We start from the raw sequence: 13644 nt of genomic DNA, 5'->3' as shown, positions 1-13644 counted from the left end.
CATTCTAACCTTGTCCGTTCCCGCTTGCCGAGGAGCTCCAGGACAGCCACGGGAGTCGTCTTGCGCGCCATTGTGAACCTAGCCTTACAGTGTTTGCTGGTCCTGACCCCGGCCGGCATGCTGCTGGCCGAAAACGCGCCGGTCATCCGCGTCGGCGGCGACGACAGCTACCCGCCCTACGAATTCATCGACAAAGAAGGCAACATCGCCGGCTACAACGTCGACATGACCCGCGCCATCGCCGAAGTCATGGGCATCGACGTCGACATCACCCTCGCCAGCTGGTCCGAAATGCGCGCCGCCCTCGAAAACGGCGACATGGACGTCTTGCAGGGCATGGTCGCCTCCGAAGAACGCGAAAAACAGTTCTCGTTCAGCGCACCCTCGGTCATTGTTAATTATTCCTTCTTCGCCCGGAAAGGCGACCCCGAACCGGAAAGCTACGACGACCTGGCCGGCAAATCGGTCGTGGTGCAGAACGAAGGCATCGTGCACGACTTCCTGCGCGAGAACGATTACGGCGTCGACATCATACCGGTGCGCGCCCACTCCGACGCCCTGCGTCAGTTGGCGGCCGGCAACTACGATTATGCCCTCGGCGCCACCCTGCCCAGCCTCTACTTCAGCCGTGAACACAAGCTGTCCAACATCGGCGTCGTCTGGCGGCCGCTGAAACCCCAGCCCTATGGCTACGCCGTTCGCAAAGGCAACGAAGAAACCCTCGCCCTGTTTTCCGAAGGCCTGGCCATCCTGAAAAACACCGGTCGCCAGCAGGAAATCTACGACAAATGGCTGGGCACACTGGAAACCCCGGACACCCAAAACTGGCAATGGATAGCCATCGGCGCCGGCATCGTCTACGCCGTGTTGTTGCTCGGCATCGGCATCGTGACCATCTGGATCCGCACGCTGCAACGCCAGGTCGAACGCCGCACCGAAGAAGTGAAGCAACAACAACAGCAACTGATTCAGGCCGACAAGATGAGTTCGCTCGGCACCCTGGTCTCGGGCGTGGCGCACGAGATCAACAACCCCAGCGGTTTGATCCTGCTGAACCTGCCGATGCTCAAAGACGCCTGGGAAGACAGCATGCCCCTGCTCGACCGATTCTATGCCGAAAACGGCGGCTTCGACATCGGCGGGGTCGACTACCAGCGTATCCGCGATGAAATCCCCTACGTGCTGAATGAAATGAACGAGGGTGCCCAGCGCATCAAACGCATCGTCAACGACCTGCGCGACTTCGCCCGCCAGGAAGCGACCGACACCGCCGAGCCGATCAACCTGAACGAAGTGGTGTCCACCGCCGCCCGCCTGCTGGACGTGACCATTCGCGGTTACACCAACAAATTCAACCTGTTGCTGGACCCCTACCTGCCGTCGATGCTCGGCAATGCCCAGCGCATCGAGCAAGTGGTGATCAACCTCATCATCAACGCCTGCCAGGCGCTGCCGGATCCGCAACACGGCGTGAAAGTCGAAACCCGCATCGACCACGGCAGTCAACGCATCGTACTCGCCGTGCACGACGAAGGCTGCGGCATCCCGCCGGAGGCCATGGCCAACCTGACCGATCCCTTCTTCACCACCAAACGCGAACAGGGCGGCACCGGGCTGGGCCTGTCGGTTTCGGCCGGCATCATCAACGCTTATGATGGCGAGATTCGCTTTCACTCCAAACCCGGCGCCGGCACCCGGGTCGAAGTCACCTTTCCGTGGAACAGGAACGAGACGGCATGAACAGCACCGCCTTGAAAGACAGCCTCTATCCCGAATTCGGCATCCTGCTGGTCGACGACGAGCCGTCCTACCATCGCAGCCTGGGGCTGATGCTCGAACGCAAGGGCGGCATCAACCACCTCTATTATTGCCAGGACAGCCGTCAGGCGATGGACATGCTGGAGACGCATTCCATCGGCGTGGTCCTGCTCGATCTGAACATGCCGCATAAAAGCGGCAAGGAACTGCTGAGTGAACTGACCGAGGCGTTTCCGGACGTCGCCGTGGTCATCATCAGCGGTTTGAACCAGATTGAGACGGCGGTCGAATGCCTGCGTCTCGGGGCCTTCGATTTCTACGTGAAAACCACCGAGTCGGCCCGACTGCTGGAAGGCATCAAGCGCGCCATCCAGCTGCAGGAAATCAAACGCGAGAACCAGGAGTTAAGGCATCGGGTGTTGAGCCGCCGCCTGGATTCCCCCGAAGCCTTTTCCGACATTCTGACTCAAAGCCGCAGCATGGCCTCGGTGTTTCAATACCTGGAATCGGTGGCGCGCAGTTCCCAACCATTGATGATCTGCGGTGAAAGCGGCACCGGCAAGGAATTGATCGCCCGCGCCGTCCACGCCATCAGTGGGCGCAAGGGCAAGCTGGTCACGGTGAACGTCGCCGGGCTGGATGACCAGATTTTCAACGACACCCTGTTCGGCCATCGCAAGGGCGCCTTCACCGGCGCCGAAACCGAACGCGCCGGCCTGGTCGAGGAAGCCTCCGGCGGCACCCTGTTTCTGGATGAAATCGGCGATCTGAGCCACAGCTCCCAGATCAAGCTGCTGCGCCTGCTGCAGGAAGGCGAGTATTACCCCATGGGCGCGGACCGGCCCAAGCGGATGCAGGCGCGCATCTTCGTCGCCACCCATCAGGACCTGGCCGAACACCAGCGCGAGGGCCGGTTCCGGCGCGACCTCTATTACCGGCTCTGTACCCACCAGGTGCAGATTCCACCGTTGCGCGCCCGGCGCGAGGACATCCGTCTGCTGTTCACCTATTTCGCCGAACAGGCCGCCGAGGACATGGGCAAACCGGCGCCGGAGTACACACCGGAACTCTGGGCTGCGCTGCAGAATTACGACTTCCCCGGCAACATTCGCGAGCTGCGCGCCATGGCCTTCGACGCCATCAGCCGCCACCAGCAGGGACCGATGCGGGCCAGCGATTTGCAGCTGCTGCGCGACCGCCCGCCCGAAGGCACACCGGGCAAGCACGATACCCTGGTTCAGTTCGCGCCGGACAACCGCCTGCCTACCCTAGCGGAAATGGACGAGATCCTGATTCAGGAAGCCATGCACCGCGCCGACTACAACCAGTCCATCGCCGCCCGCATTTTGGGCATTTCGCAGCCGGCCCTGAGCAAGCGACTGAAGCGACTGCGCGACAACCTGAAGAACGGCATCGAGCCCGAATAACCCATTATTCCATTGGTTATAATTATTCCATAAGTTATAAACCGCCGTTCGCGGCGGTCTTTCGCCCCGTTCCGGTGCATCGCCGCGTTCCACCCCCCAGCCGACACCTCGCGCCGCCTCCCGCCGATTCGTTCGGCACCGTATCGAGACAATCGTCCGCCCATTGATGGAGCATTGATGCATGTCGGTGCGAGGCGGCCACACCCCCGAAACCACAACGCTATTCCATAGGTTATAACGATACCGGGACGCTCATCGGCACCATCAAGTCCCGGGAACCGCTCTACTGCACGGGTTTCAGGTGTAACGATACAAATTGGCCCCGTCCTTGCTCTATAGAACCCCAGACGCGATCAACAGCGTCACCAGGCATTCGATAACAAAAACAGAGAACCCTATGCCGGCTCGACTCAAACACAGTGGTAAGACCCGAAGGAAGCCCTGTCTTCCGCCATCATGACTGAACATTCACCGCAGCCCCGTTCAATACGAGGTTGTTATCGGTTCTTGTCCGTCGGCCGTCATTCGGTTCGTCGGTAGAGACAGTCTGCATTCCACGGGAAGCCAGACTGATCGGGCCCGACCAGAGATGCAGTCGGTCGGGCACATAATAAGAGCAACAAAGAAATGGAGAGTAAGATGTTTAAAACTTTGACCAGCACCGCTGCTGCGACCGCGCTGTCCCTGACCATGGTCGCCACAGGCGCCCAGGCCGGTGAAACCGTCGACTCCGTTCGTGACAAAGGCTACGTCCAGTGCGGCGTGAATACCGCTCTGGCCGGCTTCTCCGCCGCCACCGGCGGTGAATGGGAAGGTCTGGACGTGGACGTCTGCCGCGCCGTGGCCGCCGCCATGTTCGGCGACGCCGACGCCGTTCGCTTCACCCCGCTGACCGCCGCCCAGCGCTTCACCGCGTTGCAGTCCGGCGAAGTCGACGTCTTGTCCCGGAACACCACCTGGACCACCACGCGAGACACCAGCCTGGGCCTGAACTTCGCCGGTATCAACTACTACGACGGTCAGGGCTTCATGGTGCGCAAGGACCTGGGTGTCACCAGCGCCAAGCAGTTGAGCGGTGCCGCCATCTGCGTCGAGCCGGGTACCACCACCGAGCTGAATCTGGCGGATTACTTCCGCGCCAACAACATGGACTTCGAGCCGGTGGTTATCGAGAACACCACCGAAGTGACCGCGGCCTTCTTCTCCGGTCGTTGCGACGTCTACACCACGGATGCCTCTGGTCTGGCGTCGGCGCGTAACGTTTCCGCCGAGAACCCGGAAGACTATGTGATCCTGCCGGAAATCATCTCCAAGGAACCGCTGGGCCCTGTGGTCCGTCACGGTGACGACGAGTGGCTGGACATCGTCAAGTGGTCGCACATCGCCATGATCCAGGCTGAAGAGTTCGGCATCACGTCCGACAATGTCGACGACATGATGGACACCGACAACCCGGGCATCAAGCGCTTCCTGGGCGTCACGCCGGGCATGGGTGAAGCTCTGGGTCTGGACGAGAAGTGGGCTTACAACATCGTTAAGCAGGTGGGTAACTACGGTGAATCCTACCAGCGTAACGTCACCGAGAAACTGGGCCTGGAGCGTGGTCTGAACGCGCTGTGGACCGACGGTGGCCTGATGTACGCCTTCCCGATCCGCTAATCGGCCTTTCGGCCAATCGCCCCGGGGTTCCACCCGGGGTTCTTTGGGAAACCCGCAGTCCGCTGTCGCGGGTTCCCAATTCCGCATCAGGACATTTAAGCAGACGCCTGTCTGCTCAAGTGCCCTGTGCGCTTAAAACGCCCTGAAAGAACTTGGAACTACCTGCGGAGACGTTGGGTTATGACCCAGAATCAAACAAACCAAGCCGCTGCCAACCCGGTGATGACGCTGCTGTACGATAAAACCGTGCGCTCGATCATTTACCAGATCCTGGTGTTTGGCGGCGTATTCCTGATGGGTTGGTACCTGGTGAACAACACCCTGACCAACCTGGAGCAACAAGACATCGCCACCGGCTTCGGATTCCTCGAAAAAGAAGCCGCCTTCGGCATCAGCGAAAGCCTGATCCAGTATACTCCCGAGAGCAGCTACGGCCGCGCTCTGGTCGTCGGTGTACTCAATACGCTAAAAGTCTCGATCACCGGTATTATTCTCGCGACCATCCTGGGTACTTTCATCGGCATTGGCCTGGTCTCGAAAAACTGGTTGTTGCGCTTTCTGGGCAAGACCTACATTGAAACCTTCCGCAACATTCCCCTGCTGCTGCAACTGTTTTTCTGGTACTCCGTGGTCACCAACGCCTTCCCGAGCCCGCGCAACGCGCTGAATCCGATTGATGGTGTGTTTCTGACCAACCGCGGGCTGTATCTGCCGGTTCCGGCCGAAAACCCGGTCTGGACCGCTGTCCTCATCGCCCTGGTCGCCGGCATCGCCGGTTTCTTCCTGCTGCGCAAATGGGCCCTGAAACGTCTCGAAGCCACCGGTGAAGTCTTTCCCTACCTGAGTGTGGGTCTGGGCGTTATCGTGGCCGTACCGTTACTGACCTGGCTGGTCTCCGGCGCCCCGACCGAGTTGAACACACCAGAGCTGACCGGTTTCAACTTCAGCGGTGGCCTGAACATGTCGCCGGAATTCTTCACCCTGTTGCTCGGTCTGACCGTCTACACCGCCACCTACATCGCCGAAATCGTCCGGTCCGGTATTCAGTCGGTGCCCAAGGGCCAGAACGAAGCGGCGACCTCCCTCGGCCTGAAGCCGAGCTGGGTCATGCGGCTGATCATCCTGCCGCAGGCACTGCGCGTGATCATCCCGCCGATGACCAACCAGTATCTCAACCTGACCAAGAACAGCTCGCTGGCGGTGGCCATCGGTTATCCGGATCTGGTGTCGATCTCCAACACCACGATGAACCAGACCGGACAGGCGGTCGAAGCGGTGGTGATCTTCATGTCGATTTACCTGAGCATCAGCCTGCTGATCTCCCTGTTCATGAACTGGTACAACAAGCGCATGGCGCTGGTGGAGCGATAAGATGACGACTCTGATCGAAAGCCAGGCTCGCCCGACGGGCGGCACCGCATCCAACCGCAGCCTGCGCTGGATGCGCGACAACCTCTTTTCCTCACCGGTGAACACGGCCATTACCCTGGTCTGTGGTTACCTGATCTGGCAGGTCCTGAGCACAATTCTGTCCTGGACCGTGTTCGACGCGAGCTTCGCGGCGACCAAGGACGCCTGTGAGAACATCAGCGGCGCCTGCTGGGCCTACGTGCACCAGAACGCACGCTTCATCCTGTTCGGCACCTTCCCGGAAGACGAACAGTGGCGCTCCGTTCTGGCCATCGCCATGCTGATTTCCGGCGTCCTGATCAGTACCAACCGACGCTTCTGGAGCGTCGGGTTGCTGGTCGGCTGGCTGGTCGGCCTGGTTGTCCTCTACTTCGTACTCGCCGGTGGCGTATTAGGCCTTGAGCGTGTCGACACCGCGCACTGGGGTGGCCTGACCCTGACCCTGTTGCTGGCCGTTGTCGGCATCGGTTTCGCGGCACCGCTGGCACTGATGCTGGCGCTGGGCCGTCGCTCCGAGATGCCGTTCGTCAAGGTGATCTGCGTGGTCGTCATCGAGGTGTTCCGTGGCGTGCCGCTGATCTCCGTACTGATCATGGCCTCGGTGATGTTCCCGCTGTTCCTGCCGGAAGGCGTGACCGTGAACAAGCTGCTGCGCGCCCAGGTCGGCATCATCTTCTTCCAGGCGGCCTACCTCGCCGAAGTGTTCCGGGGTGGCATGCAGGCCATTCCCTCGGGCCAATATGAAGCGGCCGATTCCCTGGGTCTGTCCTACTGGCAGAAAATGGGCAAGATCATCCTGCCGCAGGCCCTGCGCCTGGTGATTCCGCCGACCATGAGTACCTTCATCTCCTTGCTGAAGGACACCTCCCTGGTGGTGATCATCGGCCTGTTCGACCTGCTCGCCACCACCAAGTCGGCGATCAACGACCCGGCTTGGCGCCAGCAGTTTCTGGAAGGCTACGTCTTCATTGCCCTGATCTTCTTCATCATGTGTTTCTTCCTGTCGCGTTACAGCCTGAAGCTCGATCGCGATTTGAAACAGGGCATGTCCCACTAAGAACCCGATTGACAGACGCCACCCGCCACGCGGGTGGCCGGACACGAATTCTGGAGAACGACCATGACCGCACAAGACCGACTGGCTGACCGCGAATCCGTCATTCAAGTCACCAACATGAACAAGTGGTACGGCGACTTTCACGTACTGCGAGACATCAACCTGGACGTGAAGCAGGGCGAGCGCATCGTCATCTGCGGCCCGTCCGGTTCCGGTAAGTCCACCATGATCCGCTGCCTGAACCGTCTGGAAGAACACCAGCAGGGCAACGTCACCGTCAACGGCATCGAACTGACCGACAACGTGAAAAACATCGAAGTCATCCGCAAGGATGTCTGCATGGTGTTTCAGCACTTCAACCTGTTCCCGCACCTGACCGTGCTGGAGAACCTGACGCTGGCGCCGATGTTCGTATTGAAGCGCAAGAAGGAAGAAGCCGAAGCCACGGCGATGAAATACCTGGAGCGGGTGAAGATCGCCGAGCAGGCGAACAAGTACCCCGGTCAGCTGTCCGGCGGTCAGCAGCAGCGTGTCGCCATCGCCCGCTCCCTGTGCATGAACCCCAAGGTCATGTTGTTCGATGAGCCGACCTCGGCCCTCGACCCGGAGATGATCAAGGAAGTGCTCGACGTCATGGTCGAACTGGCCGAAGAAGGCATGACCATGCTGTGTGTGACGCACGAAATGGGCTTCGCCAAGTTGGTCGCCGACCGCGTGATCTTCATGGACGCCGGCCAGATCATCGAACAGAACGAACCGCACGAGTTCTTCGCCAATCCGCAGAACGATCGAACCAAACTGTTCCTCAGCCAGATTCTGGGGCACTGAGCCGAGTTCTGTTCGCCTCGGGTGCCGGGGCCGACCGTTGACGACCGCGTCTGCCCTCGCGGGTCGTCGACGATCGCCCCCGGTGCTCCGGGCGGCAGCCCGCCCGACGAGGACGTCGGGCACCCTCACGATAATAAAAAAACCCTCCGCAGGGATTCCCTCGAACGCAACCACAACAACAAAGAGCGGACACACGCTCATCATTCAAAAAACCTGAGAGTCACGCCATGAACCGTCTGATTCATTGCCTGCTTTGCCTATCGACTCTACTGGGATGGTCGATCTTCGCACACGCCGAAGACGACGATGCCACCAAGCTCTACCTCTACACTGAAAACTACGGTGCCTACAATTACAGCCTGAACGGCCGCGATTACGAACATTGGGGCGAGGACATCGGCGGTACCTCCACCGACTTCGTTAAAACACTGATGGCCGAGAGCGGACTCGACTACCGCATGCGACTGCGAACCTGGCGGGTCGGCTACCAACGCACGCTGGACCGGCCGAACTACGGACTGTTTTCCACCGCCCGCACCGACCAGCGCGAAGACCTGTTCGAATGGGTCGGCCCCATCGCGCAGTACAACTGGATTGTCTTCCGCTACAAAGACAGCGGTGTCAAAGTGAACAGCCTGGAGGATTTGCGGTCACTGCGCGTCGGCGGCTACGACAACTCCGCCACTACGCTCTACCTGCAGGACCAGGGCATCGATGTGTCGACCCTGCCCAACGACAGCCTGAACCCGCAGCGGCTGGCCCAGGGCCAGATCGACGTCTGGATCGCGTCGGACGTCAGCGCCTATCGACTGGCCGAAGACGCCGGGTTCGCGGACATCGAACCCGCCTGGGTGCTGCGGACAGTAGACATGTACCTGGCGATGAACAAGGAAACGCCGAAGCCGGTGTTGGACCGATTGCACGCCGCCTACGAGACTGTCGCCCAATCACGTCAGTAGACTACACGATATGACTGTAGGGTGGGCACTGCCCACCTTCAATTTGCCAACCGGAAACCGTCCTCAATATCAACGGTTGCATCCAAGCGGAAAACCAACTCAACAGTCGTAGATTTACCTTTCACAGTGCTTCGCCTTTCCAGCCCGGTATTGCTGAATGGACTTTTCCAGGTGGGATGCATTGGCGGGGAACTTGAGCAGATGAACGGTTTCCATCAGGCCATTAAACTGATCCAAAGACATCACCACGACGTCTTCCGCATCTCTTCGGGTAATAACCGTATAGTCCGCGTCGTAAACCACTTGATCCAAAACACTCCTTAACTTACTCCGAGCATCGGAGAAGCTTATGATTCTCATGCGAGCATCACTCTAGTTGTACTATTCATGGTTCAATTATAAGCAGTACATTATATGGTTCATGTTATTCAACCACGAACAATGGCTTCAGGACCTCCACGAAGTGAGGCAAAGACTACCTAGCCTTACCCAACCAACACCGGAACGGGTACAGGAACTGCCCCAACACACCGACTGGAACGTTGTTTGACACCGTCCCATAGCGCGCAGCCAGGTGCGTCGGCATATAGGCCGTCCCGAAGACCACATCGTATATGGGTAAGAACGCCGCGTAGTTCTTATCGATCGCGGCCTGCTCCGACGAGTGGTGCCAGTGGTGGAATTCAGGCGTCGCCAGAATCCGGCGAAGCATAGGAAAGCGAAAACGCACATTGGAATGAATGAAAATGGCGTGAAAGGACACAAACACCAAATACGCGTACACAGCGGACGGCGAAAACCCCAGTACGAATATCGGCACATACCCCACGAACCGGTTCACAAGAATCTCCAGGACGTGCAACCGGGAAGACGCCAGCCAGTCCATGTGTTCCGTGGAATGATGCACCGCGTGGATTTTCCACAGTGCCGGGATTTCATGCATGGCACGGTGAATCCAATAGGTGCCAAAATCCACCACCACCAGTATCTCGATAAACTGCAGCCAGACCGGCTGAGCCGCCACCCATTGCTGAAGCTCCCAGGTGCTGGCCTGATGCAGAACGGCCTGAACCGGAATGATGGTGAAAAAGCTGATCAATTGAATGCCCAGGTGGCTGAACATGAAATATTTAAGGTCCGTCACCCACCCCTTGCGCAACACTTTCTGGGACGGGTCTTTCGGAAAAGCGTGTTCCAACGGAATAAACACCAGGGCGAGAATCACCAAGGTCAGAATGAAATAATCGAGGCCGACGTACAGGTTACGCATGTCGACCGTCGGGGCTTCCACTTTACCGGACGCCACTAAGGCCGCCACCGTGGCCAGCCCCATCCCGACCAGGCCGTAACCCGTGGAACGATGCTTCATCATGGAGTAAAGGCCGCACCCGAACCCGACCGCGATGCCCAATTGCAGCACCGCCTGCAGTACCGGTCCCTCGTAAAACCCCCGAAATTCGGGAGTGGTGAACAACTCCGGCATCAGGAAACACAATGCACCGAACAGTGACAGCAGACCGAGCCCAATGGAGAAGGTCGCGCTCACCTTGCCGAGACCCGGGGTCAAATCAACGTTTTCATACTTGTTTCGCAGTGTTCTACTCATCAGTTTTGTCCCTCCTGGCGTCTATTGAGTCATAGATCGCAAAAGGAATCACATAAATCAACCAAGTATAGCATTTATAGAACTTCAGTATTGCTTTAATATTCTTTCATACAATCTGTGCTGATCAAGTGACATTCAGCCTTACCCGAGTGCGGTCGACCAATGACCGTCGTCGGTAGCGCACCCGACCATCCCTCAAAGCACCTACACCTAAAAATAAGCCGATTATCTCCAAACCCTCGCTCTCCAGAACAAGGCTGGCATCCTCTAAGCTGGAAACCAGCATCACGCAGCCCCTCTACCCAGGAGAACACGATGAACTCAGACCACAACGACCTCATCATCATCGGAGGCGGTCCTGCCGGGCAGTCCGCAGCACTGATCGCGGGACGAACCCGGTTGAAGACCGTACTGATCAATGCCGAAACACCGCGCAATCTTGTCACAACAGCCTCACACGGATTTCTGACCCGAGATGGCGTGCACCCTTCCGAGTTGCTGGCGATCGCCAAAGAACAGCTGCAGCGCTACCCGTCGGTTCAATACGTTGCCGACCAGGTTGAAGCGGTAGACCGTATTGACCGTGGCTTTTCCGTAACAACCTCTCAGGGCACCATTCTGAGAACGTCTCGATTGATCATCGCCACAGGTCACCGGGACCATCTTGAGCGGCTGAACTTGCCCGGCATAGAATCCGTCTACGGCAAGTCTGTCTACCCCTGCCCGTTTTGCGATGGTTATGAGCATGCGGACGAAGCCATCGCCGTTTTTGGTTTTGAGGCGATTCAGCATTTTGTTCCGATGATGCGGCTGTGGTCGAATGACATTGTCGTGTTTAGCAATGGCCGACCATTGGATACCGCACTAAAAGCCGAGTTGACCGACCACGGCGTCGCCGTTGAGGAGGCTCCTGTAGATCAGCTGATGTCGGACAACGGCAAACTGACTCAGGTCGTATTGCAAGGCGGTCGGTCAATACCCCGTCAGAGTGGATTTGTCGTGGATGACTACTCAAGTCCCGCTACCCATTTCGCCGAGAGCCTGGGTGTGGTTGCCAATGACAATAACTCGTGGAACATGCCCGTCATGGCAAATGAATCCGGGACCACCTCTATTCCAGGGCTGTACCTCATCGGCGATGCCCGCATCGGTTTCAGTGGAATTGCAGCCGCCGCATCAGAAGGTGGGTTCTGTGTCGAAATGATCGCTCATGACATCGCAATGGAACGATGGAACTCCCTGTCGGAGGTAACCCGGTGAAGCAAATGACACAGCAATTGTGGGACAAACAGGACCAACACCCGGGAGACCGATGGCGACTGTTCCAAGCTATCCGCGAAGCCGTACCGGCTGACGCTGTTCTGTACGCAGGCAGCTATGTGGATGTGGCGCCGTCCTTCGTCTATTCCGACGTCACCTACGTCGATCTGGACAAGCGAGCAGCCCGGTTCTTTGCCGACACGGAAGGTGTACAGCAGATCATCCGGGAGCATGGGGATGACGAAAATGGCCGATTCACCTTTCTGCACGGGGACTATCGGTCGGTGCCACTGGATGATGAACGCTATGACCTGCTGATTTCACTGTACGCGGGGTTTATCTCCGAGGCGTGCGGGCATTGCTTGCGTATAGGCGGAACCTTACTGGTGAATGCCAGCCATGGCGATGCCGCCCTCGCTGCATTGGATTCACGGTTTAAGCTGACGGCGGCGGTATTATCTCGGGGAGAGCACTACACCGTGACGCACTCGGATCTGGATCGATTCATGGTCCCGAAAAAACCCCAAACCGTTACTCGGGAGAGCATCAAAGCCTCTGGACGGGGCATCGCCTATACCCGGCCCGCGTTCGCCTACCTCTTCACACGCGTTCGCTGAAGGTCCAACTCGGCCGGTGATCGAGCCGGCTATACGGCTTTGGCGATCGCCGCTTCTTCATCACGCAGCGTAAGCACCTGGACACCGGTTTCCGTCACAGCCACCGTATGCTCCCACTGGGCCGAAAGACTCTTGTCGCGCGTCACCACCGTCCAGCCATCTTTTAGGGTTTTCACGTTGCGGCCGCCGGCGTTGATCATCGGCTCGATGGTGAAGGTCATCCCAGGCTCCAACCGCTCCCCGAAACCCGGTTCGCCGAAGTGCATGACCTGGGGGTCTTCGTGCATCTCACGGCCGATGCCGTGGCCGCAGAACTCCCGCACCACGCTATAACCCGCCCCTTCGGCGAGCATCTGGATAGCATGGCCAATATCGCCCAGTGTCGCACCCGGTCGGACGACCCGAATGCCGGCCCACATGGCTTCGTAGGTGGTGTTCACCAGACGACGGGCCTCGGGTGACACCTCGCCGATGCAGTACATCTTGCTGGAATCGGCAATGTAGCCGTTTTTCTCGAGCGTGATGTCGAGGTTGATGATCTGACCGCGTTTGAGTTTCTGGCTCGCCTTGGGCCAGCCGTGGCAGACCACCTCATTAACCGAGGCGTTGAGGACATGAGGAAAACCATACTGGCCCTTGCTGGCCGGCCGCGCCTCCAGTTCTTCAACAACGAAGCGTTCGACTTCGTCATTGATCGCCATGGTCGTCAGACCCGGCTTCACAATCCCATCGAGATGCGCAAACACCTGAGCCAACAATCGTCCTGACTCGCGCATGTGATCGAGCGCAGCCGGAGTTTTGCGCTTAACTGACATCGTCGAGCACCTCCCGGATCGTCAACTCGGGGTGGGCGAGCAGTTTTCGCGTCAATTGCGGGTAGGTCAGGTCCGGATAGAGTTCTGCCAGCAAGCCGATCTTGATCCAGAACTCGGCCTGGCCATTGATGGACCGGCCCATGACCGCACTGGCGTGGCGGATTTCTTCGTGCAGTTCGTCGCTGATTTTTACGATGCCCATAGTCGAGCCTCCCGAGTTTATATAAACCATATACGTTTTATATAAA

General features: G+C 58.5%; 13 protein-coding genes. 9 read left to right on the top strand and 4 right to left on the bottom strand.

The genetic code is table 11. The features are described from left to right. Positions 1-60 precede the first annotated feature (60 nt). The 7 genes from IE111_RS13580 (at position 61) to IE111_RS13550 (ending at position 9098) form a co-directional block, all read left to right on the top strand. Positions 61-1740, top strand: coding sequence for a transporter substrate-binding domain-containing protein (locus IE111_RS13580; protein WP_229805354.1), 1680 nt, complete (start codon positions 61-63; stop codon positions 1738-1740). Then, positions 1737-3185, top strand: a complete 1449-nt coding sequence (locus tag IE111_RS13575) for a sigma-54-dependent transcriptional regulator (RefSeq protein WP_229805353.1) — start codon at positions 1737-1739, stop codon at positions 3183-3185. Before IE111_RS13580 ends, IE111_RS13575 begins: the two co-directional genes overlap by 4 nt. 639 nt (positions 3186-3824) lie before the next feature. Then, entirely contained in the window at positions 3825-4844 is a 1020-nt protein-coding gene (locus IE111_RS13570; protein WP_229805352.1) for an amino acid ABC transporter substrate-binding protein, read from the top strand. A 180-nt stretch (positions 4845-5024) separates the two neighbouring features. Then, a complete protein-coding gene (locus tag IE111_RS13565; protein ID WP_189609586.1) occupies positions 5025-6215 on the top strand; it encodes an amino acid ABC transporter permease in 1191 nt (396 codons plus the stop codon). A 1-nt stretch (position 6216) separates the two neighbouring features. Then, the gene (locus tag IE111_RS13560; protein ID WP_189609584.1) at positions 6217-7311 is read left to right on the top strand and encodes an amino acid ABC transporter permease; all 1095 of its coding nucleotides are present in this window, start codon (positions 6217-6219) and stop codon (positions 7309-7311) included. Positions 7312-7374: 63 nt separating this feature from the next. Further along, complete coding sequence (locus tag IE111_RS13555) at positions 7375-8139, top strand: amino acid ABC transporter ATP-binding protein (RefSeq protein WP_189609582.1); 765 nt, start codon at positions 7375-7377, stop codon at positions 8137-8139. A gap of 227 nt (positions 8140-8366) precedes the next feature. Next, positions 8367-9098: a substrate-binding periplasmic protein gene (locus tag IE111_RS13550; protein WP_189609581.1), complete on the top strand. Its 732-nt coding sequence runs from the start codon at positions 8367-8369 to the stop codon at positions 9096-9098. A 114-nt stretch (positions 9099-9212) separates the two neighbouring features. Here IE111_RS13550 and IE111_RS13545 read toward each other — a convergent pair whose 3' ends face one another. Beyond that, positions 9213-9458 (bottom strand): type II toxin-antitoxin system Phd/YefM family antitoxin, encoded by a 246-nt coding sequence (locus IE111_RS13545; RefSeq protein WP_189609579.1) that lies wholly within the window; start codon positions 9456-9458, stop codon positions 9213-9215. A gap of 115 nt (positions 9459-9573) precedes the next feature. Next, complete coding sequence (locus IE111_RS13540; RefSeq protein ID WP_189609578.1) at positions 9574-10704, bottom strand: sterol desaturase family protein; 1131 nt, start codon at positions 10702-10704, stop codon at positions 9574-9576. 315 nt (positions 10705-11019) lie between these two features. Between IE111_RS13540 and IE111_RS13535 the strand changes: the two genes are divergently transcribed. Together IE111_RS13535 and IE111_RS13530 are read left to right on the top strand one after the other, a co-directional pair. After that, positions 11020-11964: an NAD(P)/FAD-dependent oxidoreductase gene (locus IE111_RS13535; protein WP_189609577.1), complete on the top strand. Its 945-nt coding sequence runs from the start codon at positions 11020-11022 to the stop codon at positions 11962-11964. A gap of 5 nt (positions 11965-11969) precedes the next feature. Then, positions 11970-12581 carry a class I SAM-dependent methyltransferase gene (locus IE111_RS13530; RefSeq protein WP_189609576.1) on the top strand — a complete coding sequence of 204 codons (612 nt, stop codon included), beginning with the start codon at positions 11970-11972 and terminating at the stop codon, positions 12579-12581. Positions 12582-12610: 29 nt separating this feature from the next. On the opposite strand, the gene map is transcribed toward IE111_RS13530, so the two are convergent. Next, positions 12611-13396, bottom strand: a complete 786-nt coding sequence (gene map / locus IE111_RS13525) for a type I methionyl aminopeptidase (protein WP_189609575.1) — start codon at positions 13394-13396, stop codon at positions 12611-12613. Continuing rightward, entirely contained in the window at positions 13386-13598 is a 213-nt protein-coding gene (locus tag IE111_RS13520) for a ParD-like family protein (protein WP_189609574.1), read from the bottom strand. The genes map and IE111_RS13520 overlap by 11 nt, the downstream gene beginning before the upstream one ends. Positions 13599-13644 lie beyond the last annotated feature (46 nt).

This window comes from Saccharospirillum salsuginis (assembly GCF_014651855.1).
GTDB classification, from domain to species: Bacteria; Pseudomonadota; Gammaproteobacteria; order Pseudomonadales; family Natronospirillaceae; genus Saccharospirillum; species Saccharospirillum salsuginis.
The sequence above is the reverse complement of the archived record's forward strand: the minus strand, read 5'-3'. Positions and strand labels throughout refer to the sequence as shown.

Bases quoted from the DNA above. Each gene is read 5' to 3' on its own strand.
- IE111_RS13560 (WP_189609584.1), top strand. From the start codon at position 6,217: ATGACGACTCTGATCGAAAGCCAGGCTCGCCCGACGGGCGGCACCGCA.
- IE111_RS13575 (WP_229805353.1), top strand. From the start codon at position 1,737: ATGAACAGCACCGCCTTGAAAGACAGCCTCTATCCCGAATTCGGCATC.
- IE111_RS13550 (WP_189609581.1), top strand. From the start codon at position 8,367: ATGAACCGTCTGATTCATTGCCTGCTTTGCCTATCGACTCTACTGGGA.
- IE111_RS13535 (WP_189609577.1), top strand. From the start codon at position 11,020: ATGAACTCAGACCACAACGACCTCATCATCATCGGAGGCGGTCCTGCC.
- IE111_RS13565 (WP_189609586.1), top strand. From the start codon at position 5,025: ATGACCCAGAATCAAACAAACCAAGCCGCTGCCAACCCGGTGATGACG.
- IE111_RS13545 (WP_189609579.1), bottom strand. From the start codon at position 9,458: ATGAGAATCATAAGCTTCTCCGATGCTCGGAGTAAGTTAAGGAGTGTT.
- IE111_RS13520 (WP_189609574.1), bottom strand. From the start codon at position 13,598: ATGGGCATCGTAAAAATCAGCGACGAACTGCACGAAGAAATCCGCCAC.
- IE111_RS13530 (WP_189609576.1), top strand. From the start codon at position 11,970: ATGACACAGCAATTGTGGGACAAACAGGACCAACACCCGGGAGACCGA.
- IE111_RS13555 (WP_189609582.1), top strand. From the start codon at position 7,375: ATGACCGCACAAGACCGACTGGCTGACCGCGAATCCGTCATTCAAGTC.
- map (WP_189609575.1), bottom strand. From the start codon at position 13,396: ATGTCAGTTAAGCGCAAAACTCCGGCTGCGCTCGATCACATGCGCGAG.
- IE111_RS13540 (WP_189609578.1), bottom strand. From the start codon at position 10,704: ATGAGTAGAACACTGCGAAACAAGTATGAAAACGTTGATTTGACCCCG.
- IE111_RS13570 (WP_229805352.1), top strand. From the start codon at position 3,825: ATGTTTAAAACTTTGACCAGCACCGCTGCTGCGACCGCGCTGTCCCTG.